This window comes from Achromobacter sp. NPDC058515, from assembly GCF_042721735.1.
Taxonomy (GTDB): domain Bacteria; phylum Pseudomonadota; class Gammaproteobacteria; order Burkholderiales; family Burkholderiaceae_B; genus Achromobacter.
In genome coordinates, this window is the sequence record NZ_JBHXNI010000002.1 from 78155 (window position 1) to 104016 (window position 25862).

Sequence of the window (25862 nt, forward strand, 5' to 3'; positions counted from 1 at the left end):
CTTCTGACGATGTAAGCATGGATACCGCATGGCGGCAAAGTGCAATTGCGCTAGTGCGCCTGGACCGGTTGCCGTCCGCCCGGGCCGGGCTTGCCAGGCGCGGCCCCGGCGCTATGCCTGCGGCTTCCGGGCATCCGGACTGTCGAGATAGTCTTCCACGGCGCTTCCCACCGTGGGGTGGAAGCGGTCGTCGCTGAATATCTCGGCCAGCTCGAAGCGCCTGAGCTTGTCGCGGACCGGGTCCTTCATCTCGGCGAAATGGAGCGCGACACCCTCTTGCGCCAAGTTGTGGCTCAGTTCGCGCAGCATGTCCGCCGACGTGACGTCGACGCTGGTGACGGGCTCGGCCGCCACCACCACGCGCCGCACCGGCGTAGGCGAGGCCCTGACGGCCTCCATCAGCCGTTGCTGGAACAGTTCGGCATTGGCGAAGAACAGCGGCGCATCCCAGCGGAACAGCACCAAGCCGTCGATCAGCGCCGCATCCGGGTAGCGCTTCAGGTCGTGGTAGCCGCGCAGGTTTGGCACGCGGCCAAGCACCGCGAAATGCGGCCGCCAGCCGTCCCACAGGAATTCGATGACGGCAAGGACCACGGCCAGGCAGATGCCCGGAATCGCGCCGAACACGGCCACGGCGGCAAAGCACAGCATCGACAGCCAGAACTCCCACTGCTGGATGCGGTAGATGCGGCGAAGGTCCTTGAACTCGAACAGGCCGATGGCGGCGGCGATCACCACGGCGGCAAGCGCGCTGTTCGGCAGGTGGCGCAGCAGGTTTGGCGCCGCCAGCAGCAACGCGGCCACGGCGACGGCGGCCACGACTCCGGTGAGCTGCGTGCGCGAGCCCGCCGCCTCGGCCACCGGCGTGCGCGACGCGCTGCCGCTGATTGGAAACCCCTGGAAGAAGCCGGCCGCCAGGTTCGCCACGCCCAGCCCCACCATTTCCTGGTTCGGGTCCACGCGCGCGTGCGTGCGCGCGGCGTAGGTGCGCGACAGCACGCTGGTATCCGCGAACGAGATCATCGCCACGGCGCAGCCGCCAAGCACGATCTTGAGCACGTCCATGTTGCTGAGCCACGGCCACGCGAAGCTCGGCAGCCCCTGCGGGATCTCGCCCAGCACTTTTACGCCCTGGGCATCCAGCCGGAACAGGCTGACCGCCAGCGTGGCCAGGATTACCGCGATCAGGATGCCCGGCACGCGGTCAAATCGCTTGAGCAGCAGGATGACCGCCAGGCTGGCCGCACCCACGGCGAAGCTGCGCCAGTGGGTCTCGCCGTCCATCACTGCCTTGGCCAGTTGCCACAGCTCGCCCACCGGGCCGGCATCGTCGATCGGGATATCGAACATCTTGGGCAGCTGGCTTACCAGCACCGTCAGCGCGATGCCGTTCATATAGCCATAGCGGATCGGCTTGGACAGCAGCTCGGTAATGAACCCGAGCCGCATCAGGCCCAGCACAATGCAGAACAGGCCGGAGACGATGGCCATCAGGCTGGCCGCGGCCACCGCGCGCATGGGGTCGCCGCCAGAGACGCTGAGCACCACCGCCAGGATCGGCGCCGCGAGCGCGGAGTCCGGTCCCAGCACCAGGATCCGGCTCGGGCCGAACAGCGCATAGGCCAGCAGCGGGATGATCGTGGCGTAAAGACCGTAGACGCCGGGCACGCCCGACGCCTCGGCATAGGCAATGCCGACCGGCACCAGCATCGTCGTCAGCACCAGGCCGGCGGCCAGGTCCTTGGGGAGCCAGGCGGCCTCATAGGACCTCAGCACGGCCAGTCCGGGTAGCCAGCGCAACCACTGCGAAGCAGGCGTATCGGCAGAGGCAGGCGTGACGGAGGCCATGGAACGTCTTCTATGAGAGTGGTGCGCGAGGGGCCGCTCTATTAGATCCTTAAATTGGCCGATTGCGTGCGGAGCTGATGGAATTCGCCGATCTGAAGGAGATCGGCCACCCAGCGCGCTTCCGGTAGCTGGGGGCCCGCCAAAGCCTGAAGGCCTAGGATCGCCGATCCTTGACCGTCATCGGCAGTCTGGCATCGCTCCATGCCTCAAATCCCCCAGCGATGTATCTGGCGGCGACTCCCGTGGCATTTAGCGCCAACGTTATGCTTTGGCTGATTTCATGGCCATGGGCGCAGTAGACGATCACAGCCTGGGCACGGTCGAATTCATGCAGCCAGCGATTGGCCTGGGCGGGATCCCGCCATTCAGACCCTGCGATCTGCTCACGCGCGAGATCAAAACTTTCGCGTCGCCGCACGTCGAGAATCACCGCCCCGCTTTCCGCCGCCGCTTCCAGCGCCCGGATCCCCAACCCTGAACTGGCTGCGTGCATTGCGCCGGCATACGCCGAGGCGACGGCATCCCACCGGATTCCCGCCATGAATGCGTCGACGTAGGCGGCGGCCTTGGCGCCAAAATCGATGTGGTAGGCATGCTCGTACATATCGAGCGCGAGCAACGTCGACGCCCCTGCGAGCAGTTGAGTGTGATCTCCGGCCCATTGGTTGACCAATCTGGCCTCCCGTGGCGACCAGGCCAGAATTGCCCAGCCGGATCCGCCGCCCATCGCCCGCGCCAGGGACGTGAACTCGGCACGCCAGTTTTGGACGGACCCGAAATCGCGCTCCAGCGCGACGGATAATCCGCCGGCAGGGATGAGGCCGTCTCCGCCCAAGACGCCAAAATAGGCTTCGTGCAGAAACACGGAGTTTGCCGCGAGCAATTCCTCTCGCTTGGCGCCGATGAGCGCAAATCCGGGCTGAGCTTCCCAGTCCGTATTCCCCAGCCTTGTCCTGATGGCGTTAAGCCGCGAGACCGCGCCGAGATAGTTGTTGTCGTAATGGCTGCGCAACAGCGTGCTGCTCAGTCCGGCGACGCATTCTGGATTCATGGACAGCGGTTTTGGCATCAATTCCATGATGGGCTCCCTGCCGGTTCATAGCGTGAGTTTCACGATAAGGCCAATCACGGCGCAGGCCGCAATGACCTCGATAACACCGCGTTTGAACTTGAACAGCGCGATGGCGGCTCCCAGCGCAATCAGCGCCGATCCCAGGTCGAACCGCCCTGCCAGGCCGTCCGGCCACAGGACGTGATAGCCAAAGAAAACCGCCAGATTGAGAATGACGCCGACCACCGCCGCGGTGATGGCCGTGAGCGGCGCAGTGAATTTCAAGTCTTCCTTTGTCGCCTCCACCAGCGGACCGCCGGCCAGAATGAACAGGAACGACGGCAAAAAGGTGAACCAGGTCACGATCGCCGCAGCCAACGCGCCGGCCAGGAACAATGCCTCCGGGCCCAAGAGCGCTTTGGCGTACGCGCCGACGAACCCGACGAAAGCGACCACCATGATGAGCGGCCCTGGAGTCGTCTCCCCCAACGCCAGGCCGTCGATCATCTGAGTGGGCGTGAGCCATGCATAGGTGTCCACGGCCCCTTGATAGATGTACGGCAGCACGGCATAAGCGCCGCCGAAAGTCAGCAAGGCCGCTTTGGTGAAGAACCAGCCCATCTGCGTGTATGCGCCATGCCAGCCGTACATTGCCGTCAGCGCAGCCATGGGCACGGCCCACAGCAAGCCCCCTATTCCGAGAATGGCCGCCAGGCGCGGCCAGCGAAACCTGGCGTGTTCTGGCGCGGGGGTGTCGTCATCGATCAGTGCGGGGCCGAAGCCGTGCGCGCCGGAACCGTGGCGGGCGCCGGTGCGAAAGTAGTCTGGCCATTTCTTGCCGCCGGCAAAGCCGATCATTGCAGCCGCCACGACGATCAAGGGGAATGGCACGTTCATCGCGAAGATCGCCACAAAGGCGGCGGCAGCGATGCCCCAGAGCGCCGGGTTCTTCAGTGCGCGCGAGCCGATCCTGTGGGCGGCGTGCAGGACGATGGCCGTGACGGCCGGCTTGATGCCATAGAACAGGCCAGCGATTAGAGGGACGTCGCCCCAGGCGATGTATACCCAGGACAAGCCCATGAGAATGAAGAGCGAGGGAAGCACAAACAGGCCGCCTGCCGCCACTCCACCCCAGGTCCGGTGCAGCAGCCACCCGATGTACGTAGCCAGTTGCTGCGCTTCAGGCCCGGGCAGCAGCATGCAGTAGTTCAGCGCGTGCAGGAAGCGGCGCTCGCTGATCCAGCGGCGGCGTTCCACCAGTTCGGCGTGCATGATGGCGATTTGTCCCGCGGGCCCGCCAAAACTGATGAAGCCAAGCTTCAGCCAGAACCAGAGCGCTTGGCCAAAACTCACGGACTGCGGTCGGACTCCAGGCGGGGCATCCGCCTGCGCGATGGGCAGCGAGACGTGCTCGCCGCGCGCTTTCATGGGCCGCCCTCTTTTTCAAAGCTCGCCTGCAGGCCGTCGAACACGTTGCTGGCAAGCTCCAGCAACTGGTCATCGTCGGTGATCGTGGAACGCAGGCCGGCAAGCACTTGCTCCACGCCGGTGGCCTCGGGCGGTTGCACGCCGCCGACATCCAGGTAGTGAACGATTGCGCCCAGCCTGTCCAACGCTCGGCCTTGCATCCCAAAGGCGGCAAGCAAGGTCTCAAAGGTGACCTTTACGCCCGCATGGGAGAACTTCGCGCCGTCGAAGTCGAATCCCAGGGCATCTTTGGGACAGTCTTCGGGCGACGCCAGCCACAGGATGCGGGCATCCGGATCGATGTGCCGGCGGATCAACCAGGCGCTGGCCAGCCGATCCACCCAGGGACGCGCCCGCGTGGCCCACACCCGGCCCCGGTACTCGGCGGCCACGAGCCGCGCAACGGCGGCGTCCACGGCATGCGGCTCGCCGGGCGAAAGCGCGCGATTGGCCCCCTCCTCCACGTCGAGCAGCGCGGCGTCGGTCTGCCGCTGGGCCTCGCCCGGGAAAAAATCAATTTCGGCGAGCTGCGCGTAGGTTTTGCGTAGCTTGCGCAGCTGTTTGAGCGACTCCATCGCTGTGTCCGATGAAAGTGCCCGCCGGATGCGGCCAATTTCCCCCAATAGCTCGCCGTACTCCACCGACCGGTCAAACAGGCCTTGAAGGCGCGTCGGGTCTTCATTTGGGAAGTCAGCGTGCGCGAGGAGCGCCGTGCCTCCGTTTTCGAGCACATCTTGCGCGACAGCCGTCAGCGCGCCTTCGCTGCTGGGTTGCCGCGGCAGCAAATAGACGCCGTCGCGCAACACCGCCGCGCCGCAAGATTTGAGCGCCCGCCAGGCCCGCATCCGGGCGGTGGCATTTTCCGTGGGCATGGAGAGGATCAGGGTGAGCCAGTTCATGTGTAGAGCGTACAACTTATTTAGTAGATGACGCTACATATTTGTAGCGTTATCTACTAATTTAGCGATAGCTAATAATTCAATAATCGTTGTATGATCGAATCATGAATGAAGATCAAGCCGTCTCCGCCCTCAATGCCCTGGCCCATGCTCAACGACTGCGGGTGTTCCGCGCGCTGGTGGTCGCCGGGCCTTCCGGCCTTACCCCCAGCGTACTGGCCGATCAGCTCGGCGTGGCTCGAAACACCCTCTCCTTCCATTTGAAGGAGCTCTCCCACGCCAGCCTGGTCACTGTCGAGCAGCAGGGCCGCAATCTGATTTACCGCGCCGACTTTTCGCAAATGAACGGATTGCTCGGCTATCTCACCGAGCACTGTTGCGAAGGCGCCTCCTGCGAGGTTTCCGACTCCGGAACCTGCGCTTCCTGCTGACCGGGAACTATTCATGAAAAGCTCTCACGTCCAGCTGCGCGTCGATGACCTGGCCTGGAACATCGGTTTCTATTCGGAAAATTCTGCCGGCCTGAGCGGCATCGGCAAGGCACGGGAGTAAGCCGATGTCGTCCGGTACTCAGGCGGCGCCCGCTCCGCGGCAGCGCCCTGGAATGAGCGCCTTCGAGCGCTACCTCACGCTGTGGGTGTTTCTCTGCATCGTGTCGGGCGTCGCTCTCGGCCAGCTCATGCCTGCGCTGTTCCAGGCCATAGGGCGTCTCGAAGTCGCACAGGTCAACCTGCCTGTCGGGATCCTGATCTGGGTGATGATCATCCCGATGCTGCTGAAGGTGGACTTCGGGGCGCTGGGCCAGGTCAGGCAGCATTGGCGCGGCATTGGCGTGACGCTGTTCATCAATTGGGCGGTGAAGCCGTTTTCCATGGCTTTCCTGGGCTGGCTATTCATCCGGCAGGTCTTTGCCCCCTGGCTGCCCGCCGACCAGCTGGATAGCTACATCGCCGGATTGATCTTGCTGGCCGCGGCGCCCTGCACCGCCATGGTGTTCGTCTGGAGCCGGCTGACCGGCGGCGATCCCGTGTTTACGCTATCCCAAGTGGCGCTGAACGACACCATCATGGTGTTCGCCTTCGCCCCGGTGGTCGGCCTGCTGCTGGGGCTGTCGTCCATCGTCGTGCCATGGGATACGTTGCTGGTGTCCGTCGGGCTGTACATCGCGATTCCGGTCCTTCTCGCCCAGCTCTGGCGCCGCGCGCTGCTGCGTCGGGGGCAGGCAGCCTTCGAGGCGGCATTGGCGCGGATCGGGCCTTTCTCCATGGCTGCCCTTCTCCTGACGCTGGTGCTGCTGTTCGCATTCCAGGGCGAGGCGATCATCCGTCAACCTCTGGTCATCGCCATGCTGGCCGTGCCGATCCTGATCCAGGTGTTCTTCAACTCCGGTCTGGCGTACTGGCTCAATCGCCGGGTCGGCGAGCAGCACAGCATCGCGTGCCCTTCGGCACTGATCGGCGCGAGCAACTTCTTCGAACTGGCCGTGGCCGCCGCCATCAGCCTGTTCGGCTTCCAGTCCGGCGCGGCGCTGGCGACGGTGGTTGGCGTGCTGATCGAGGTCCCCGTCATGCTGCTTGTGGTGCGCATCGTCAACCAGAGCAAGGCCTGGTACGACGCCGGCGCCCGCCGGAGTTGAGCCGTGCCTGCCTCGCGAACCCGAGTGGTGGGCACTTTGGGCGCGGCCCAAACGCTGGCCTGGGCATCTTCATACTATCTGCCGGCAATGCTGGCGGCGCCCATGGCCAGCGAGCTGGAGCTGCCGGCCCCAGCTGTCTTTGCCGCCTTTTCCGCCGCGCTCGTGGCCTCGGCCTTGATCGGTCCTTGGGCGGGCCAGGCGATCGACCGCCACGGCGGCCGCGCCGTTCTGGCAGGAACCAGCCTGCTGTTCGCGCTCGGGCTGGCGATGCTGGGGCTGGCGCAAGGCCCGTGGTCGATGTTCGCCGCCTGGCTCGTCATTGGCGCCGCCATGGGTGCTGGTCTCTACGAAGCCGCGTTTTCCAGCCTGGTCCGCCTTTACGGCCATAACGCCCGAGGGGCCATTACCGGCATCACGCTGATAGCCGGTTTCGCCAGCACCATCGGATGGCCGATGTCTGCCTGGATGGAGACCCAGTTCGGCTGGCGCGGCGCATGTTTTGGCTGGGCCGCCATGCATCTGCTGATCGGCCTGCCGCTCAATGCCTGGCTTCCCAGGGCCCCCGCGGCTGCACAGCCAGAAAAACAGGTCGTCCGGGAGGCACGCCCTATCGAGTCCCCTTCGCCACCCAAGCAGCAGTCTCCTGCCCTGACGACTGCCCTGCTCGCCTTTGTGTTCGCAGCGACCTGGTTCGTCAGCACGGCGATGGCGACGCATCTGCCCCGAATGCTCGAAGCATCGGGCGCCAGCCTGGCCGCGGCGGTAGGCGTCGGCGCGCTGATCGGCCCGGCCCAGGTTGCCGGCCGCGTGCTGGAGTTCAGCTTTCTGCGCGGCGTGCATCCGCTGCTGTCGGCGCGCCTGGCTGCCCTCGCGCATCCGGCGGGCGTGGCCATATTGCTGGTTGCGGGGCCGGCGCTGGCTCCGGCTTTCGCGATCCTGCACGGCGCCGGCAACGGCATCCTGACCATTGCCAAGGGCACGTTGCCGCTTGTCCTTTTCGGCACGCAAGGCTATGGCGCGCGCCAGGGTTGGCTGATGATGCCGGCCCGCGTGGCGCAGGCGCTGGCTCCGTTCCTTTTCGGGCTTGCGCTGGACGCCTGGGGCGCAAACGCCCTGTGGCTGTCCGGAGCGCTGGGAGCCGCCGCATTCGGCGCGCTGATTCTGCTGCGCTCGCGTCCGGCGCCCGCCAAGTCCGCTTGACCATTCCTTTCAACAATCAGAGGCATTCATGAGTTCCGTCCAGATTTACCACGGCCCGGCCTGCGGCGCGTCGCGCAACGCGGAGCGCCATTATGTCTGAGCCCCTTGCCGACCTGCCCAACATCGACCCGTCGCTGTTCGACCGGCCGGATACGGCCGGGCTGTTTGCGCCCAGGCGAGCCACGCACGCCCCGCGTTTCCTGCTGCTGTACGGTTCGCTGCGGCAGCGGTCCTATAGCCGCCTGGTCGCCGAGGAGACAGCCCGGCTGCTCCAGGCGCTGGGCGGAGAGACGCGGATGTTCAACCCCTCGGGTCTGCCGCTGGTGGATGACGCAAGCGAAGACCATCCGAAGGTCCGCGAACTCCAGGAACTGGTGCAGTGGGCGGAGGGCATGGTCTGGAGCTCCCCGGAACGCCATGGCGCCATGAGCGGGCTGATGAAGACGCAGATAGACTGGATTCCGTTGTCCGTGGGGGCGGTGCGTCCCACTCAGGGAAAGACGCTTGCGGTCATGCAGGTCTCGGGAGGATCGCAGTCCTTCAACGCGGTCAACCAGATGCGTGTGCTGGGGCGCTGGATGCGCATGCTGACCATCCCCAACCAGTCCTCGGTGGCGAAGGCTTACCAGGAGTTCGACGACGCCGGGCGGATGAAGCCATCGGCCTACTACGATCGTATGGTGGATGTGGCTGAAGAGCTGATGAAATTCACGCTGCTCACGCGCGATGCGGCTCCGTATCTGGTGGATCGCTACAGCGAAAGAAAGGAAAAGGCCGAGGCGCTATCGAAGCGGATGAAACAACAGAACCTCTGAAGCGCGGCCTGGTTGCTGCCGCCGGGCGCGCGCCGGAGCCAAATGGAAGCTGGCTGTGGTGCAATGGCGGCTGCACACTCTCTTGATGCGTTCCATGGCTACAGCCCGATTCGAGCGGCAATTGCTGCTGATCCCGATATTCCTTTGCATCTGCCTCCTGGCATGGTTCAACTGGGGGATGCCGGTCCAGGTGGGCATGGCCTATCTGGCGCTAAGCGCCGCCGCCTTTGCCGCCTACGCCATCGACAAGGCCGCGGCCCGCGCGGATCGCCGGCGGATTTCCGAGAAGACGCTGCATCTGCTTTCGCTCGCCGGGGGCTGGCCTGGGGCGCTCATCGCCCAGCAGTGGCTGCGGCACAAGACCGTGAAGGTGGAGTTCCGGCTGGTGTTCTGGGCGACGGTCGCATTGAACATCGCGGCTTTCCTGCTGCTCTGTTCGCCGGCGGGAAGATCGCTGGCGCCGATGTGGCGGGCCGGCTGAGCCAAGAAAAGGAGGTCCCATGTGGGAACCCAGCGAAAGCTACCCCGATCCCGCCATTGAGGTGCTGGATCCCCGCTTCCTGAAGTACCGGATCGGCAACGCCGCCGTCGAACGCCTGGCAACCGGCATCCGGTATGGCGAGGGGCCGGTCTGGTTCGGCGACGGCAGGTGCCTGCTCTGGAGCGACATACCCAACAACCGCATCATGCGCTGGGACGAGGAAAGCGGCGCGGTGTCCGTCTATCGCAAGCCGTCGGGGTTCGCCAACGGAAATACCCGGGACCGCCAAGGCCGGTTGGTCAGCTGCGAACATGGCGGACGCCGGGTGGTCCGCACGGAGTACGACGGAACCCTGACCGTGTTGGCGGACCAATTCCACGGCAAGCGCTTGAACTCGCCCAACGACGTCGTCGTCAAGAGCGACGATTCAATCTGGTTCTCGGATCCTGTCTTCGGCATTCTCAATGACTACGAAGGGTTCAAGACGCCGCCGGAATTGCCGACCTGCGTATACCGGGTGGACCCGGGCTCCGGGCGGATCGACGCGGTTGTCGAGGACATGCAGAACCCGAATGGCCTGTGCTTTTCACCCGATGAGCGCCTGCTGTATGTTGTGGAGAACGGTTCCAGGCCGAACCGCATCCGGGTGTACGAGGTCGACGAAGACGGCGTCCCGGGCCAAGGACGCACGTTTGTCGACGCCGGCGATCAGGGCCTCCCGGACGGAATACGCTGCGATACGGACGGCAATGTCTGGGCGGGCTGGGGCTCCGGTTCCGCCTTGAACGGGGTGATGATCTTCGCGCCGGACGGCGTGCCGATAGGACGCATCGCCTTGCCGGACCGCTGCGCCAACCTGTGCTTTGGCGGCGCCCGCCGCAACCGCCTGTTCATGGTCGCGGGGCAATGTCTTTTCGCGCTGTATGTGGATGCGCAGGGCGCGGCCCGTCCCTGACCTCAGGTCGGGGCGGGACTGCTCCGCCTGACGGCGGACTGCCTGGCGGACCGCCGCCGCCACCAGAGCCAGACGCCGCTGATCCCCAGGCCGCCCAGCGCCAGCCCGCCCGCCGCGACGGCCGACTCCAGTGCCGCCCCACCCAGCTCGCCGGTATGCAGCGGAAAGATGACCGCAGTGGCCTTGGCCCCCGGGTCCAGCGCGTTCCAGCGCTGCACCGCCAGCACGTCGGCGGTGCGCGGATCCAGCCAGACCGAACTCAGGCCGTTGGGATGGGGATCGTCCGACAGGCGGAACCGGAAGCGGATGGGGGCGCTGGCGTCGGGCGGCACGACGATGTAGCCGATGAAGCCCGGCTCGCGAAACTGCGCGGCGGCCTTGGCCGCCAGTAGGTCCAGCGCTTGCGTGTCGCCGCCGGCCGCGCTGGCCGCGGGCAATTCAGGCGCCTTTACCGCCGCTTCGCCGGCCAGCCAGGTGACCGCCGCGCCCAGCGGACGCCAGGCCATGAACGCCCCGGTGGCCACCGACACGGCGATCAGCAGGCCGAACGCCGCGCCGCCGACGCGGTGCAGGTCGAACAGCGCCCGCGGCGCGCCCTTGTCCAGCACGATGTTCCAGCCCTTGGACCAATGGCGCGGCCACCACAGGATCAGGCCCGTCGCCAGCAGGAACAGATAGGCCAGCGCCACCCAGGCCAGGATGGCCTTGCCGGCGCCCTCCAGGTAAAGGGAGCTGTGCAGCTTGAACAGCACATTGGCGTATCCTTCTGTTTCGCCGCGCCTGCCCTGCTCCGCTCCTGTCGCCGGATCCAGGAACAGCGTTCCGCGCCAGTGCCCGCGCACGCGGACCTGCAGGGTTTCGCCCGGTTCGCGGACCGGCCGGAATACAAGATTGGCGCCGGGGCCGAATTCCCGCCGGACCGACCGCAGCACGGATTCCAGCGACGCGGGCGGCTCCGCGGTGGCCACGCCGGACCGGGTCTGGAACAGCTCCGGGTTCGCCCAACGGTCCAGCGGCGGCGCGACGACCAGCGCCGCGCCGGTCAGGCCGGCAAGAATCAGCACCCAGCCGGCGCTGAGCGCCAGCCAGCGGTGCACTCGCAGCCAGAGGCCGCGCAGGCGCTTCATGTGGACGCCCGGGACAGCGAATTGCGCATGGCGTTCAGAAGGCGACCGACGCCTGCAGGTAGACGGTGCGCGGCTGCCCCACGAACTTGCCGCCGTTGTTGTCGGTGGAGCGCGTGAAGTAGCGGCGGTCAAACAGGTTCTTGATGCCTACCGCCACCCTCAGGTCGTTCATCTCCCGGCCGAAGTCGTACCCCGCGCGCAACGCAACGGTGGCAAAGCCCGGGATGTCCCCCAGGCGGCCGCTGGCGTCCTCTTGCGTCACGTAGCCTGCGCCCGAGTCGGGCGAGCCGGGCGAATGCTGCTTGGACTGCGCGAATACGTCGGCGTTGAAGGTCCACCGGTTGACCGCGTAGCGCGCGCCGACGGAAGCGACCTGGCGCGAGTACAACGGCAAGTCGCGGCCTTCGAAGGCGCCGGCCTTGGCGATGGCCTGCGTGTAGGTGTAGGTCGCGTAGACGGACAGGCCGCGCAAGGCCTCGCTCAGGTCGGCCAGGTCGTAGCGCACGGCGGATTCCACGCCGCGGTGGCGGGTGGCGCCCAGGTCGGTCCACATGCCCTCGCCCACGATGGATCGGGTCAGCTGCAGTTCCTTGTCGAAGTCGATGTTGAACAGCGTGAACTCGCCGCTCCAGGCCTCGCCGGCAAAGTGCGTGCCGATTTCGTAGGTCTTGGCGGTTTCGGGATGCAGGCCTTCGGTGGTGGAAGCGAGCTGGCTGTACTGTTGCGGGCCGAACGACTTGCCGGCATTGGCGAACAGCGACCAATGATCGTTCATGCGGTACAGCACCGACAGGGTGGGCAGCGTCACGCGCGAATCGATCGAAGGAGACGTGGCGCTGGTGACCGCGCCCGTGGCCGTGCTGAAGTTGGCGACGTCGTTATAGGTGCTGATGCTCTCGAATCGCACGCCGGGCGTAATCGTCCAGTTGCCGATGTCGATGCGGTCGTCCACGTAGAAGGCGTGGGCGGTGGTGCCGCCGTTGCTAGTCTGGTAGGTGGGCATCTTCAGGTCGAACGCGTCCCCGCCGGCGGCCGGGTCGTAGTAGGCGGTGCGGCCCGCGACTTCCGAGCTGCTTTCCTTCAGGTAGCGGTAGCCGACGCTGATTTCCTGAACGACCGATCCCGAGTCGAACAGGCGGGAATAGCGCGGCTCGATGCCGAAGTAGTGATAGCTGCGCGGAGCGGACGTCAGGCGGAACTGGTTGGCCGTGGCGCCCGTGCCGGCCTGCTCGATGTAGCTGCCGCGATAGGAGTCCACGTAGTACGTCAGGACCTCGAAGTTGTTGACGCCGTCGTTGTGGGTGTACTTGAACGAGCCGTCCGTGCGCCGGCCGGTGAACTGGTCGTACTGGCGGGTGGACTGGAACGGATCTTCCTCGTATTGCGCGGTGGTCAGTCCGCCGGGCATCCGGCCCTTGCCTTCGAAATGGTGCAGCGAGACGGCGATGTCGTCATTCGGCGTCAGGCGGTAGGCGCCCTTCAGGATGATGTCGTCGATGTCCGTGGAGTCGTTGCTGCGCCGGTAGCCGTCGCCGTGGGTGCCCGAGTACAGGATCGCGCCGCCCAGGCCCTGCTCGGTCGTGCCGCCGATAAACAGGCTGGGCGTGGTCTTGACGTTGCCGCCGTGGCTGTAGATCTCGGTGCCCACGTTCAGGCTGGTCGTGAAGTCCTGGGGTATCGGCCGGGTCACGAAGTTGATGATGCCGCCGACGTTTTGCGGGCCATAGCGCACCGAGCCCGCGCCGCGCACCACGTCGACGGACTCCAGGTTGCCCAGCGACACGGGGGCCAGGGAAAGCTGCGGCTGGCCGTAAGGGGCGTAGGCCATGGGCACGCCATCCATCAGGATCGTCGACCGCGGCGACAGGCGCGCCGTCAGGCCGCGGATGCCGACATTGAGCGACACGTCGCTGCCGCCGGTGCCGTTGCTGTCCTGCACCTGGACCCCGGGGATCTGGCGCAGCACGTCGCGAACGTTGCTGGATCCGCTCTCCTCGATGCGCTGCCGCTCAATCACGGTGCGCGCGCCGGGGTGGGCAAGGACTTTTTCCTCGGTGGGCGTGCCGAGCCAGTCGCCGGTCACGGTGACCGCCGCCAATTCTCCCGCTTCCGCCGCTGGCGCCGAGGCCGTCTGGGCATGTGCCGTGCCGGCCACGCCGGCGAGCGTGGCGGCGACCGCCGCGGCAAGGCGGCTGAGCGACTGCCCGGCACGCGCATTCTGAATTCTGGCCTTGGCCATTGCTGCTGTTCTCCAAACGCCCGTCCCCGGGCATGCCACGATTGGCGGTCATGCTCAGGGGCGCCTGGATGGCGAGAGTCAATGACGCGGACGCCGGACGACCAGAGTCCGACGCCGGGCCGGAGTATAAATAGGATCTATTTGCATGTAAATAGGCGCCAAAATGGTTGTCAAGTTAACTTGGCATGGCTTGATTTGGCTTTCCGTGCAGAGCGAAATCGCTACAGGAACCCGATCCACCGCCCTGCCACCAGGCAGCCCAGCCAGAGCAGCAGCGACGCCCCGGCATGCAGGCGCATCGCGCCCGAGGGGAGGTTTCCCTGGACCACTCCGGCCCATGCCCTGCCCCGGCGCGCGAGCCAGGCGTTGAGCGCGCCCGCGCCCAAGAGGCCCATCTTTGCCAGGAACGCCGGGTTCTGCAGGTATTCCTGCGGGCGCACGGAAAACAGTATGGCGCCCGTCAGCACGGCGAGCCCAAGCCCGACCGCGGCCGTGCGCGCCAGGACAGGCGCCAGAAGCGCCAGGGGACCGGGCTTGAGGACGCCGAGCAGCCGTAGATCCAACGGAACAATGGAGCCGATCAGCAGGCCGATGGCGCCGATATGGGCGGCGTTGACCAGCAGGTACAGCGTGCCGGACTGCCGCAGCCATAGGGCCGGCGGCAGGGCTTCAAGCTGTTCGAGCGCGAGCCGCAGCAGTTCGGGCATTGGTGCGGAGCCCGCGCGGCTCAGGGCTTCTTGATGCGGCTGGGGTAGATGTCGTAGGTCTTGCCGCCCACCTTGACCTGGACGGCCTTCATGCGCTTGCTGGCCGCGTCCTGGTCTCGATTGCCGATGGCCGTGATGGCGTCGCCGGGCTTGGCCGAGCCTTCGACGAATCCGGCCTCTTTCGTCTGGCTGGGATTGCCCAGTTCGACGAGCCAGACGCCATCCTTGGCCCGCACCTTCAGGGTGGGATGCGGCGGTGCGATCTGCACCTGCTCGACCGTGCCCTCCAGGGTCATTTGCTCGGATTCGGCCCACGACCAGCCGTGATGCGCCAGGGCCGCGGGGGCGGCGCCCAGCAGTGCGGATAGCGCCAGTCCTGCCAATAACGCGCGTTTGGAAGGCTTCATGTCGATGCTCCTGGGTTGCGGTTGGCCTCTAGTCCCTGCCCGGCGCGCCTCTTGAGCGCAGCCGGTGTGCAGAGCATAGCAGTCCGGCAGGCACGCTCGCCACGTCGGATACCCGGTGGACGCAGCGCCCGGCGGCATAGGGGATACTCCTGGTATCCCATTGGGATACCAATCGGCTATCTTCTCGTCCATCGCGCAGGCTGGCGCTTCGGGAACCACGATTGGCCCCGCCCGCCTGCGCCCTCTCCTTGCCCGCAACCCAGACATGAACGCCACTCAACGCACCTATCAAACCCTGCTCGACCAGATCGTCTCGCGCCGCATTCCCGCGGGAGAAGTGCTGGAGGAACGCCGGCTGGCCGACGAACTGGCGGTCTCGCGCACGCCGCTGCGCGCCGCCATGAATCGCCTGCTTGGCGAAGGCATGCTGGAGCGCCTGTCCAATGGGTCCATCGTGGTCCGCTCCTTTGGCGTGACCGATCTGCTGGAGCTGCTGCAGATCCGCAGCCTGCTTGAAAGCGAAGCGGCGGCCATGGCGACGAACCGCATCCCCGTCGAGCCGCTGGAGGGATTGCGCGCGCGCCTGCAGGCGCTGCTGGATGCGGCGACGCCGGATGAGAAGTCCGACTGGGAGGTCGACAACGCGCTGCATGACCTGATCGCCGCCTACTGCGGCAACCGGAACCTGGCCGCGATGATCACGGCGACCCGCCGGCAGGTGCGGATGTGCGATGTGGAGCGGTTGCCGCAGCGTCAGGTCCAGGCCCGCCAGGAACACCTGGCGATTCTCCAGGGCCTGCTGTCCGGCGAGGCCGCGCGGGCGCGCGAGGCCATGTCCGCCCACTTGGAAAGCGTGCGGCGCAGCTACGTGAATTCGCTCGGATACCTGACCCATGGCGCATGACATGCCGGCTTCCCCACGCATCCTGCATCCCCAGCCGCTCACGAGCCAGGCGTTTGCGTCCTATGGCGAGGTGGTCGAGCACCAGGGCGCCGCGCGCCGCCACTACCTGACCGAGCCGATGCGGCACGGGCCGGACGCGATCCGCAACGCCTGCTGGGTCAGCCGGCTGGATGCGCCGGCAACAAGGCCCGTCTCGATCGAGCTGATGGAGCGGCATCGCTACGCGGCGCAAACATTCGTGCCCTTGAGCGGCGCGCCGTATCTGGTCGTGGTGGCGCCGACCGGGCCGGACGACTTGCCCGACATGGACAGGTTGCAGGCCTTTCTGGCGTCCGGACGCCAGGGCGTGTGCTACCGCGTGGGCACCTGGCACCACGGCCTGACCGTGCTGGCCGGGCCGGCCGAGTTCCTCGTCATGATGGGCCAGACCGGCCGCAACGACGACGACGAATTCTGGCGGGCCCCGGCGCCGCACATTGTCGTTTCCCTACCCGATTGATTCCTCCACGGATGGCAAGCCCGTTATGACTATCGATCCCCCGCACCTGCGCCGCGACTTCGTCGGCTATGGCGAGAATCCGCCAGACCCCCAATGGCCCGGCGGCGCGCGCCTGGCCTTGAACCTGTGCATCAACTACGAAGAAGGCGGCGAGCCGTCGGTGCCCGACGGCGACGCCGAGTCCGAAACCGGACTGACCGAAGGCGGCTCGGGCGGTTTCAGCGGCCGCGACCTGGCCGCGGAATCGATGTTCGAGTACGGCAGCCGCATTGGTTTCTGGCGGGTGCACCGGCTGCTGCAGTCGCGCGGGATGACGGCCACCGTGCTGGGTTGCGGACTCGCGCTGGAACGCAACCCCCAGGTTTGCGCGGCGATCCGGGCCAGCGATTATGACGTCTGCGCGCATGGCTGGCGCTGGGAACGGCATCAGAACCTGACGCTGGAGCAGGAACGCGAACGAATCCGCCGCACCGTGGAATCGATAGCCCGCTCGGTCGGCTCGCGTCCGCTGGGCTGGTACTGCCGCTACGGCCCCAGCCTGAACACGCGCGCGCTGCTCGCCGAGGAAGGCGGCTTCATCTATGACTCCGACACCTACAACGACGAACTGCCCTACTGGACCTGGGTGGAGGGCAAGCCGCATCTGCTTGTGCCCTATGGGCTGGCCAACAACGACGCCAAGTTCATCCGCGGCGGGATGGCCACCGGACAGGACCTGTTCGAGTATCTGCGCGACGCCTTCGACGTGCTGTACGAGGAAGGCGCGACGCAACCCAAGATGATGTCGGTCGGGCTGCACCTGCGCCTGGTCGGCCAGCCCGGGCGCGCCGCGGGACTGGCGCGCTTCCTGGATCACGTGGCCGCCCATCCGGACGTCTGGGTGTGCCGCCGCGTCGATATCGCCCGCCACTGGCACGCCCATCACCCGCCCGGGCAGGCCGCAACGCGCTGATTTTTTCTGCATTGCCCATGTTTTCTCTTTCAGGAGAGCAGTATGTCGAAGTACAGGAAATTCAATCGCCGAAGCATCCTGGCCACGGCCCTGGCCGGGCTGCTCGCCGCGGGCCTGGGCGCGGGAGCGCAAGCCCAGACGTATCCGGACAAGCCCATCCGCATCGTGGTGCCCTTCCCGCCCGGCGGCGCGGCCGACACCCTGGCGCGCGCGCTGTCGCAGCAGTTGAACGATGCGCTGGGCAAGCAGGTCATTGTCGAGAACCGTGCCGGCGCGGGCGGTACGATCGGCACCAACGCGGTGGCCCGCGCGGAGCCTGACGGCTACACGCTGCTGCTTGGAAACGTATCGACGCTCGCGATCGCGCCCAGCCTCTACCCGAACCTGAATTACGACCCTGTAAAGGATTTCCAGCCCATCACCCTGATCGGCAAGAGTCCCCTGGTCTTCGCCATCAATCCGGCCCTGCCGGCGAAGAACCTGCCCGATCTGATCGCGCTGGCCTCCAAAGAGCCCGGCAAGCTGACGTTCGGCTCGTCGGGCGCGGGCAGCATCACCCATCTGACCGGCGAAGTGCTCAATCTGGCCACCCGTGGAAACATGGTGCATGTGCCCTACAAGGGCAGCTCGCCCGTCTTGCTGGCGGTCGCGTCGGGCGAACTGAGCATGGGCGTGACCCAGGTGGTCGAAATGCTGCCCCAGTACAAGGCCGGGCGCGTCGGCGCGGCTGCGGTGACGGGCACCGAGAAATCGCCTGCCCTGCCCGATGTGACGACGGCCCGGTCGCAAGGAATCAAGGGGCTTGAAGCCACCACCTGGTACAGCCTGATGGCGCCCGCGGGCGTGCCCGCCCACGTCGTCGACCGCCTGCAGCCCGCCTTGCAGAAGGTGCTGGCCAACCCCGACCTGCAGAAGCGCTATGCCGACGAGGGCCTGATCCTGTCGGGGTCCACCCCTGCGGAACTGAGCGCGTTCCTGCGAACCGAGGTCCAGGATTGGGCGGCTGTCATCAAGCAGGCCGGCGTGAAGCTCGATTGACGCCGGCGCCGCGAAATACCAAGTTTCAGTGATACCCAGGCCTTAGTCCGCGCTATCTAATCTCACCTTCGTGCCAGCGGCCGTCGTGGCGCATTGCCATGGACGGCCGTTCGCGTCGCAGAAGGGCCTCGGCCCGGCATCAATAGTGGCTAAGAAGATTTCTGACGGGACATGGGTAGGCTGACGAATGGTGGCGCTTGCGCTTCGCCCCCGGCAAGGGCGCAGGCAGCGGACGGGAATGTGCAACTACGCGATCTGGTGCATCGGCATTCCGGGCGACTGGAAAGACTGCTCCAGGAGCATATGCAGGATACGGGGCCCGCTTACGCGCAAGCCTTCGGCGGCTGCGTGGCGGCCAATCGCGGCCGCGGGCAGGCAATCATTACGTCATGGCTGTACGGCGTGACCTTGCGATTGCTGCGGGACGCGTTGGCGACGGGCGGCGCGGAGCCGTTCGCCTTGCGGTTCCTGCAGGCGTTTCCCCGTGAATTTGCGCGCCCCATGCTGATCCTGGCGCTGTCCGGCAGCAGCTACGTGGCTTGCTCGCTGTACCTGTGCAAGCCCGCCAGTTCCGCCGCAAGCGATATCTCACTATCCGCCGATTCGGCCAGCTGGGTGCGCGAACACCTGCGATAGGGGCGGACGGGCCTCGCTCCAATGGATGAAGGCGGACACCAACCGATGCGATGCCAGTGCGCGAGGAAGCGCGGCCGCTGCAATTTCGTCTGCCTGATGCTGAGAATTTACTTTAAATAAATCACATTAAATTAACAAATATAATTCAATATAAACAGGTAGTTATGAAATTTATCTAAGATTATTTCGTATGTGGGGCAGAGGGATTGGGGACTGCTCCTTCCAGGGTTGATACGCAGATACCCAGGAAAACCCTGCGGAACTTTCCCGGTACCGGATTGGTCGCTTTAGGTTCAGGTAATTGTCAGCATATGCCGGCATCTGCCCCAGAACCCGAATCCGCGCGCCCAACCGGGAGATTTGCATGACACTGTTCCGCTCGCGCTCATCCGCGACTTCGACCCCTGTCCTGACCGCGCGGCCATTCCGGGAAACTCTCTCAAGCGGGGCGCCCGCCCCCGCCGCGCAACCTCTCTGGCGCCAGTGGCGATGAGCAGCGCCTCCGACACCGTCGCCGAGTCCGCGTCCACCGGCTTGTCCGTGATGGACGCGACCATGGTCCTGGTCGGCGTCGTGATCGGCATCGGCATCTTCGGTTTTCCTCCCCTGGTGGCGCAGCACGCAGCTTCGGAGGCCATGTATATCGGCCTCTGGTGCGCGGGCGGACTGGTCATGCTGGTTGGCGCGCTTTGCTATGCGGAGCTGGGTTCCGCCTACCCCGGCGCGGGCGGCGAATACCTGTATCTGACGCGGGCATGGGGGCCGCGCGTGGGGCTGATGTTCGCCTGGGCCCGCTGCTCGGTGATTCAAACCGGCGCCATAGCCGTGGTGGCCTTCATCTACGGCGACTACGCGCATCGCCTGCTGCCCTTGGGAGGCCAGGGGCCCGCGGTGCATGCGGCGATTGCGGTCGTCGCGCTGACGGGCTTGAACATGGTGGGCACGCGCTATTCCAAGCGCCTGCAGTGGGTCTTCACCCTGCTGACCGTGATTGCCCTTGCCGCCGTGCTGATAGGCTGCCTGTCCGCCTCGGGAGACAACCTCCTGAACACCGCCGCGCCCGCGCCGCTGTCGGGCAATCCGGCGGGCCTGATGGGCATGGGCATGGTGTTTGTCCTGCTGACCTACGGCGGCTGGAACGAAGCCGCCTATCTGAGCGGCGAGTTGCGCAATCCCGGGCGCAACATGAGCCGGGTGCTGCTCATCGGCACGGCGGTGGTGACCGGCGCCTATGTGCTGACCAATCTTGCATTGCTGGAGATCTTCGGCCTGCAAGGCTTGCGCGATACGCCGGCGCTGGGCGCCGAGGTCATGCAGCTGGCGGCGGGCCCCTACGCGGCGGCGGCGCTCAGCCTGACCATCTGCGCCACGGCGCTCAGCACGATCAACGGAACCATCATCACCGGCGCGCGGGTGTACTACGCGCTGGGACGGGACGTGCCGCGCTTGCGGGCGCTGTCGGGATGGAGCGCGCGCAAGGAGACGCCCGTCAGCGCCCTGCTCGCCCAGGGCCTGATCACGCTCGCGCTGGTGGCGCTGGGGGCCTTCAGCCAGAACAGCGTGCAGACCATGGTGGCCTACACCGCGCCGGTCTTCTGGATATTCATGCTGCTGGTGGCGGCATCGGTATGGCGGTTGCGGCGCCTGGATCCCGACCGGCCGCGGCCCTTCCGCGTTCCCCTCTATCCCCTTCCCCCGCTGCTGCTCGCCCTGACCTGCGCCGGGCTGGTCGTTTCCAGCGCAATGTATGCCGGGGCGGGCGCCCTGATCGGACTAGCGGTGCTGGCGGCCGGCATCCCCCTGCTGCGCCTGCTCAAACCGGTTGCGGCGCCCACATAGCGCCTGTTCTTCCACGCGTTCTCCTCCCAAGGAATCCTCACCATGCAACGCTCTACCCTATCTCCCCTATCCGCCCGCCTGCCGTTGTCCGCCCCCCGGATCCGCGCCGCGATGCTGGCTTCGGCGATGGCGTTCTCGCTGTTTCATGTGGCCGGCGCGATGGCGCAGACCGCGGCTGCCGTTCCGGCGCAAGCGGGCGCGCAGAAAGGCTATGTGCCCGACGTCGGCCAGGAGGGCAAGGACGTCATCTGGGTGCCGACGCCGCAGACACTGGTGGACAAGATGCTGGACATGGCCAAGGTCACGCCCAAGGACCGGCTGATGGACCTGGGTTCCGGCGACGGCCGCACGGTCATCACGGCCGCGCAGCGCGGCCTGACGGCGCAAGGCATTGAATACAACCCCGACCTGGTCGAGCTGTCGCGCCAGAATGCCAAGCGCGCGGGCGTGGCGGACCGGGCCACGTTCGTGGCGGCGGACCTTTTCACCACCGATCTGTCCCAGGCCGACGTGATCACGATGTTCCTGCTGTCGACAATCAACGAAAAGCTGCGGCCCAAGCTATTGGACCTGCCGGCGGGCACCCGCGTCGTGTCCAACACCTTCCGCATGGGCGACTGGGAGCCGGATGCGTCCGAAACCGTGACCAAGGACTGCAGCACCTACTGCACCGCCCTGCTGTGGATCGTGCCGGCCAAGGTCGAAGGCAAGTGGGACATGGGCGGCAAGACGCTGCAGCTGGATCAGCAGTATCAGATGCTGTCGGGCAAGCTCGGTTCGGCGCCCATCTCGGATGCGCGCCTGAACGGCACGGCCATCGCGTTCACGGCGGACGGCGTGCGCTATTCGGGGCTGGTCAACGGCCGCACCATGAGCGGCAGCGCCGCCGGCAAGGGCGAATGGTCGGCCAAGCGCAATTAGGCGGGCGCCGGATAGCCTCCAGCCGCGCGCGTTGACCATCGGCCTACTCATGCAATAGCATCTATTGCATGAGAAGAGACAGCAAGCTTTCCGGCGTACTTCACGTCCTGCTTCATATGGCCGAGCGCCCCGGCCCCATGACATCCGAAGAACTCGGCAAAGTGATGCAGACCAACCCGGTGGTCATCCGCCGCATCATGGCGGGCCTGCGCAAGCAAGGCCTGGTGCGGTCGGAAAAAGGCCACGGCGGCGGATGGACGATCTCTTGCGACTTCAGCGCCGTCACGCTGCGCGACATCTATGAGGCGCTGGGCTCGCCCGAGATCTTTGCGATGGCAAACCGCAGCGAGTCGCCGGGCTGCCTGGTGGAAGCGGCCGTGAACGCCTCGCTGAACGGCGCGTTCGATCGGGCCCAGGCGCTGCTGCTGGACAGTTTCGGCAAGGTCACGCTGGCGGAGCTGAGCCAGGATTTCCATGCGCGCATGCTCCAGCGCGGGCAGTCGTTTGACCTGGACACGGCGCATCAGTCCTGACGCTACGGGGATGCGCCCGGCTGGCGCCATGCCATCAACGACGCTTCCACATGGGCGATTTCGTCCGCAGTCATGCCCGCCGCCTCGTAGAAGCGCTGGCGCTCCGCGACCACGTCGCGCACGCGCTCAAGAATGGAGCGGGCGGCGGCTTCGGAGCGCAATCCAAAGCGCCGGTACTCGGTCAGGCAGTTGTCGAATGAGCTTTCGCGGCCCGCCGCGCCTATGTGCAGGTAGTGCCTGGCCGACCCTTCCTGCGTGACGACGTCAAACAGCGGCGACAAGCGGTAGGTTTCGGCTCCCTCGTCCTTCAGGAAGCCCACGTTCTTCAGGTGGTCGTCCGTGTTGTGGACGGCCACGTTCAGAATCATCCGCGCATACAGCTCCAGCAGGTCCTGCACCGGATTGGACGACACGCGGCGCGCGACGTCGGCCAGGCGGGCGTAGGAATACGTGGCCTTGCCACGCGGGCCGTCGAGCTCGCGCTTCCCGATCTGGACGGAGGGGCTGATGAGCGAGGCGCCGCTCAGGAAATGGCGCCGCGCGATGATCGGGTCCGCGCCGCGGTCGACGGGCAGCAGGTCGCGGTCGAAGCGGTGCGTCAGCAGGACGGCGCCCAGATGCGTTTCGGCCAGGCGGATGTCCGGCACCGTAAGGCCGATGGCCTTGGCCATTTGGAGGTTGGCGAATTCGACGCGCTGCCGGTCATAAGAGTCCCCCTTGCGCGGGAACTTGGCGATCCACATTTCCCCGATCTCGTCGCGCACGATCGTCTTGGGGCGCGCCCCGCCGATGTCCCAGGAACTGCCCAGGATGTCGCGGTACAGCCCCTTGGGCTTTACGCCCTGGTCGATGTCGGTCAGCAGGTCGGCCAGCGACCCCAGTTCGCTGACTTCCGGCAGCCTGTACGTCTTGCGCATGTTGGGCGTCAGTTGCCGCGCGCTGAAGAACAGCGCCCCCACGCCCATGCCCCTGCCCTTGAGCAGCACTTCGTCTTCGGTCACGCGCGCGCCGGCGTTGTCCACCCGCATGACATTGCGTCCCCAGGCGTCCGGCGCGGCGTCGAAAATGGCGCCCAGCGTTTCGTAGCGGCTTTCGGTGCGGAAGGTGGTCTTGGAGTCCGCCAGCGGCAGATTGAGCGGGTCCAGCGCAAACGCGCGCGGGTCGTTCACATAGGACTGCACGTAGGTGAATTCGGCGAAGAAGTGGTTCTCGTCCGAATCGTCCAGCGTCAGCACGCCGGCCAGGACGGCTTCGCCCCGGATGTCGACGTAGACAAAGAGCTCGCTTTCCACGGATTTGTGTTTCTTGGCTTGCACGATATCTGGCCCCCGGCGCTACAGGCTGGAGGGATCGACGCGATGCGAGTGCAGCGGCCGGCCGCTGCCCCGGCTGGGGCGGCGCACGGCGTCCAGGCGTTTGCCCACGCCGTCCAAGTCCGGGTCGCCCAGGGCGAAGACCTGGTCGCCAAAGCCGTATTGCAGCAGCGCTTCAAGCGCGAGCGCCAGCGAAACGCCGCCATCGCCCCGTTCAAGCCGGGTGATGGTGGCTCGCGATACGCCCATGCGGCTGGCCAGAGTGGCTTCCGTCTCTGCTCGGCGCAAGCGCGCGGTGCGGATGTTGGCTCCCAGGCGCGCCAGCGCTTCGGCGGCATCGAAGCTGGGTTCGATCTTCTTTTTCATGCCTCAATAATAGCGCTTTAATGGCTTCCATACGCTATTAATGAAATGGCCTCGGATCAAAAATGATCTATTTATGCTGCAGAGAACCAATTTATGCGCTATTAATGACGCATCTAAGGCGTGCCGCCGACTGTCAGACCGTCGTGATCGCCTGGTCCAGCCGCAGCGCGCCCCGGCCTGTGTCCAGCGTGACGCGGGCGCCCAGCGGCAGCGTCAGGTTGGGGTCTCCGTGGCCGCTGGGCCAGCCCGCCAGAACAGGAATGCCGCGTGCGCGGAACTGCTCGAACATCATGGGATACAGCAGGCCCTGAGCCTGCGCATCGTCCATTTGCGTGCCGAGTATCCGGGTGAAATTGCCGACCAGCACCCCTTTCACTCCGTCGAACTTGCCGGCGGCGGCCAGTTGGCTCAGCAGCCGATCTACCCGGGGCAGAGCCTCGTTGACGTCTTCGAAGAAGAGGATGGCGTCGCGGGTGTCTATCTCGTTGGGGGAACCGGTCAGCGCGGCGATCAGGGCAAGGTTGCCGCCGACCAGCCGTCCGCTTGCCGTGCCCGCGACCAGCTCCGTCGGCCGGGCGTCCGGCGGCGGGTCTATCCAGGCGCCCTGCCCGACCTGCCCGCTGATCATGGCCAGCAGGTGCGATTCCGTGGGTTCGCGCTTGCCGGCCACCAGGTCCTGCGCCAGCATCGGGCCGTGGAACGTCACGAAGCCCGCATGCCGCTGCATGGCCAGATGCAGCGCGGTGATGTCGCTGTAGCCGATGAAAGGCTTGGGATGCTGGCGCAGCAGCTCGAAATCCAGCTTGTCCAACAGCCGCCAGGAACCGAAGCCGCCTTGCAGGCACCACACCGCGCCGATGTCCGGCGCGGCGAACGCGGCGTGCAGGTCGTCCAGCCGCTGCGCGTCGGTGCCCGCCAGATAGTCATAGGGGGGCTCCAGGCGGTAGCGGGCAGCCGGCATGATCTGCGGCACGAAGCCACGGGCCTCCAGCCATTGCGCGGCGAGATCGCTGGCATCGGGAGCGGCGGACGCCGGGGCCACGATGGCGATCCGCGCGCCGGGCCTGAGCGCAGGCACGGGAGCGGCGGCGGCTTTGCCATACGGGACCGGGGGCGCCGCCGGCTTGGGGCGCGGCGCGGGGGCCGCGACACGGCTTGCGCAGCCGCCCAGGCCAAGGCCGGAGAGGCATAAGGCGCCCGCGCCCAGCAGCAAGCGCCGGCGGCCGGCATCCGTATTCAGCTCATCAGAACCGTTCATATTCCAGCCGATAGCGCCATTGTCCAACCGCAAGGCCCGCCATGGGCAGGCGTCCGATGCGCAGGCGCCGCAAGGCCAGGAGGCGCAGCCCCGCCGCATCGCAGACATGCTCGATAAACCCGGGCGGCGGCGTCTTCAGCGCAAACCGCAGATGGGTTTCATTCTGCCAGCTGACCTTCATTGGCGTGGCAACGCGGCCTTCGTAGGCCATGCCGCGCTGCAGGCGCGCCAGATCGCCTTCGCTCAACTGTCCGTCCACCTGGGCGATGTATTCCTGTTCGACGTGCCGCCCTTCTTCCACCAGTTTCCGGGCCACGGGGTATTCCTGCGTGTAGACGACCAGGCCGCTGGCCGCGCGTTCCAGCGGCGTCACGAGTTTCAGCCCATTGAACATGCGCTTTAAGTAGCGCTGTCCGGAGCGGTCGCCCGGCATCAGGTTTGCGGGCACGATCAAGTCCCGCGCCGAGCCCGGCTGGTCGTCGGCATAGGCGCCGGCGGGCTTGTGGATCAGGACGGTGACGGGGCGCATGTCTTCCAGGCGTGCGCCGGGCAACAGGCTGACCGTTTGCGCGGGCGCAACCCGAAAACCCGGCTCCTCCACCACCTTGCCGTCGACGGCGACCCAACCGCCCTCTATATAGCGTTCGGCGTCCCCGCGCGAACAAGACTGTTCCGTGGCCAGCCGCTTGGCCAGGCGTTCGCTGTCGCTCATTGCGCCACCGCCTGGCGGGCGGCCAAAGCCGGATGGAAAGAAAGATGGGGTGTGCTTAC

The 25862-nt window shown here is 66.2% G+C and carries 26 protein-coding genes; 14 read left to right on the forward strand and 12 right to left on the reverse strand.

Annotation, left to right across the window (positions count from 1 at the left end):
- Positions 1–111 precede the first annotated feature (111 nt).
- From ACFWP0_RS03645 to ACFWP0_RS03660, 4 genes are all read right to left on the reverse strand, one after another.
- Complete coding sequence (locus tag ACFWP0_RS03645) at positions 112–1848, reverse strand: SulP family inorganic anion transporter (protein ID WP_377839755.1); 1737 nt, start codon at positions 1846–1848, stop codon at positions 112–114.
- A 154-nt stretch (positions 1849–2002) separates the two neighbouring features.
- The gene (locus ACFWP0_RS03650) at positions 2003–2926 is read right to left on the reverse strand and encodes a Fe-Mn family superoxide dismutase (protein WP_377839756.1); all 924 of its coding nucleotides are present in this window, start codon (positions 2924–2926) and stop codon (positions 2003–2005) included.
- 18 nt (positions 2927–2944) lie between these two features.
- Positions 2945–4327, reverse strand: a complete 1383-nt coding sequence (chrA, locus tag ACFWP0_RS03655) for a chromate efflux transporter (RefSeq protein ID WP_377839758.1) — start codon at positions 4325–4327, stop codon at positions 2945–2947.
- Positions 4324–5265: a chromate resistance protein ChrB domain-containing protein gene (locus ACFWP0_RS03660; RefSeq protein ID WP_377839759.1), complete on the reverse strand. Its 942-nt coding sequence runs from the start codon at positions 5263–5265 to the stop codon at positions 4324–4326. Before ACFWP0_RS03660 ends, chrA begins: the two co-directional genes overlap by 4 nt.
- A gap of 104 nt (positions 5266–5369) precedes the next feature.
- On the opposite strand from ACFWP0_RS03660, the gene ACFWP0_RS03665 reads away from it, so the two are divergent.
- The 6 genes from ACFWP0_RS03665 (at position 5370) to ACFWP0_RS03690 (ending at position 10352) form a co-directional block, all read left to right on the forward strand.
- Positions 5370–5696, forward strand: a complete 327-nt coding sequence (locus tag ACFWP0_RS03665; RefSeq protein WP_377839761.1) for an ArsR/SmtB family transcription factor — start codon at positions 5370–5372, stop codon at positions 5694–5696.
- Between the two features lie 125 nt (positions 5697–5821).
- Positions 5822–6901 carry an ACR3 family arsenite efflux transporter gene (arsB, locus tag ACFWP0_RS03670; RefSeq protein ID WP_377839762.1) on the forward strand — a complete coding sequence of 360 codons (1080 nt, stop codon included), beginning with the start codon at positions 5822–5824 and terminating at the stop codon, positions 6899–6901.
- Between the two features lie 87 nt (positions 6902–6988).
- On the forward strand, positions 6989–8101 hold the full coding sequence (locus ACFWP0_RS03675; RefSeq protein WP_377840459.1) for an MFS transporter: 1113 nt from the start codon (positions 6989–6991) through the stop codon (positions 8099–8101).
- 92 nt (positions 8102–8193) lie between these two features.
- The gene (gene arsH / locus ACFWP0_RS03680) at positions 8194–8916 is read left to right on the forward strand and encodes an arsenical resistance protein ArsH (protein WP_377839763.1); all 723 of its coding nucleotides are present in this window, start codon (positions 8194–8196) and stop codon (positions 8914–8916) included.
- A gap of 94 nt (positions 8917–9010) precedes the next feature.
- A complete protein-coding gene (locus ACFWP0_RS03685) occupies positions 9011–9397 on the forward strand; it encodes a DUF1294 domain-containing protein (RefSeq protein WP_377839765.1) in 387 nt (128 codons plus the stop codon).
- Between the two features lie 19 nt (positions 9398–9416).
- Positions 9417–10352, forward strand: a complete 936-nt coding sequence (locus ACFWP0_RS03690; RefSeq protein WP_377839766.1) for an SMP-30/gluconolactonase/LRE family protein — start codon at positions 9417–9419, stop codon at positions 10350–10352.
- Between the two features lie 2 nt (positions 10353–10354).
- Here the strand turns inward: ACFWP0_RS03690 and ACFWP0_RS03695 are convergent, their stop codons facing one another.
- The 4 genes from ACFWP0_RS03695 to ACFWP0_RS03710 form a co-directional block, all read right to left on the reverse strand.
- On the reverse strand, positions 10355–11479 hold the full coding sequence (locus ACFWP0_RS03695; protein WP_377839767.1) for a PepSY-associated TM helix domain-containing protein: 1125 nt from the start codon (positions 11477–11479) through the stop codon (positions 10355–10357).
- A 34-nt stretch (positions 11480–11513) separates the two neighbouring features.
- A complete protein-coding gene (locus ACFWP0_RS03700) occupies positions 11514–13718 on the reverse strand; it encodes a TonB-dependent receptor family protein (RefSeq protein WP_377839768.1) in 2205 nt (734 codons plus the stop codon).
- Between the two features lie 221 nt (positions 13719–13939).
- A complete protein-coding gene (locus ACFWP0_RS03705) occupies positions 13940–14425 on the reverse strand; it encodes a DUF6644 family protein (protein WP_377839770.1) in 486 nt (161 codons plus the stop codon).
- A gap of 20 nt (positions 14426–14445) precedes the next feature.
- Positions 14446–14832, reverse strand: coding sequence for a DUF6152 family protein (locus ACFWP0_RS03710; RefSeq protein WP_377839771.1), 387 nt, complete (start codon positions 14830–14832; stop codon positions 14446–14448).
- A gap of 265 nt (positions 14833–15097) precedes the next feature.
- On the opposite strand from ACFWP0_RS03710, the gene ACFWP0_RS03715 reads away from it, so the two are divergent.
- The 8 genes from ACFWP0_RS03715 to ACFWP0_RS03750 all read left to right on the forward strand — a co-directional run bounded on the left by ACFWP0_RS03715 (position 15098) and on the right by ACFWP0_RS03750 (position 22154).
- Entirely contained in the window at positions 15098–15736 is a 639-nt protein-coding gene (locus ACFWP0_RS03715; RefSeq protein ID WP_377839772.1) for a GntR family transcriptional regulator, read from the forward strand.
- A 1-nt stretch (position 15737) separates the two neighbouring features.
- On the forward strand, positions 15738–16235 hold the full coding sequence (locus tag ACFWP0_RS03720; protein ID WP_377839774.1) for an ureidoglycolate lyase: 498 nt from the start codon (positions 15738–15740) through the stop codon (positions 16233–16235).
- Positions 16236–16260: 25 nt separating this feature from the next.
- Positions 16261–17187, forward strand: coding sequence for an allantoinase PuuE (locus ACFWP0_RS03725; RefSeq protein ID WP_377839775.1), 927 nt, complete (start codon positions 16261–16263; stop codon positions 17185–17187).
- 42 nt (positions 17188–17229) lie between these two features.
- Positions 17230–18225, forward strand: a complete 996-nt coding sequence (locus ACFWP0_RS03730) for a Bug family tripartite tricarboxylate transporter substrate binding protein (RefSeq protein ID WP_377839777.1) — start codon at positions 17230–17232, stop codon at positions 18223–18225.
- A gap of 303 nt (positions 18226–18528) precedes the next feature.
- Positions 18529–18861, forward strand: coding sequence for a hypothetical protein (locus tag ACFWP0_RS03735; RefSeq protein WP_377839778.1), 333 nt, complete (start codon positions 18529–18531; stop codon positions 18859–18861).
- Between the two features lie 489 nt (positions 18862–19350).
- Positions 19351–20700 (forward strand): APC family permease, encoded by a 1350-nt coding sequence (locus ACFWP0_RS03740; protein ID WP_377839780.1) that lies wholly within the window; start codon positions 19351–19353, stop codon positions 20698–20700.
- 42 nt (positions 20701–20742) lie between these two features.
- Entirely contained in the window at positions 20743–21621 is an 879-nt protein-coding gene (locus tag ACFWP0_RS03745; RefSeq protein WP_377839781.1) for an SAM-dependent methyltransferase, read from the forward strand.
- A 68-nt stretch (positions 21622–21689) separates the two neighbouring features.
- Positions 21690–22154 (forward strand): Rrf2 family transcriptional regulator, encoded by a 465-nt coding sequence (locus tag ACFWP0_RS03750; protein ID WP_377839783.1) that lies wholly within the window; start codon positions 21690–21692, stop codon positions 22152–22154.
- Positions 22155–22156: 2 nt separating this feature from the next.
- Here ACFWP0_RS03750 and ACFWP0_RS03755 read toward each other — a convergent pair whose 3' ends face one another.
- From ACFWP0_RS03755 to ACFWP0_RS03770, 4 genes are all read right to left on the reverse strand, one after another.
- Positions 22157–23470, reverse strand: a complete 1314-nt coding sequence (locus ACFWP0_RS03755; protein ID WP_377839784.1) for a type II toxin-antitoxin system HipA family toxin — start codon at positions 23468–23470, stop codon at positions 22157–22159.
- Positions 23471–23488: 18 nt separating this feature from the next.
- Positions 23489–23833, reverse strand: a complete 345-nt coding sequence (locus ACFWP0_RS03760; RefSeq protein WP_377839785.1) for a helix-turn-helix domain-containing protein — start codon at positions 23831–23833, stop codon at positions 23489–23491.
- 133 nt (positions 23834–23966) lie between these two features.
- Positions 23967–24911, reverse strand: coding sequence for an LD-carboxypeptidase (locus tag ACFWP0_RS03765; RefSeq protein WP_377840460.1), 945 nt, complete (start codon positions 24909–24911; stop codon positions 23967–23969).
- 166 nt (positions 24912–25077) lie between these two features.
- Complete coding sequence (locus ACFWP0_RS03770) at positions 25078–25803, reverse strand: RNA pseudouridine synthase (RefSeq protein WP_377839786.1); 726 nt, start codon at positions 25801–25803, stop codon at positions 25078–25080.
- Positions 25804–25862: the final 59 nt, after the last annotated feature.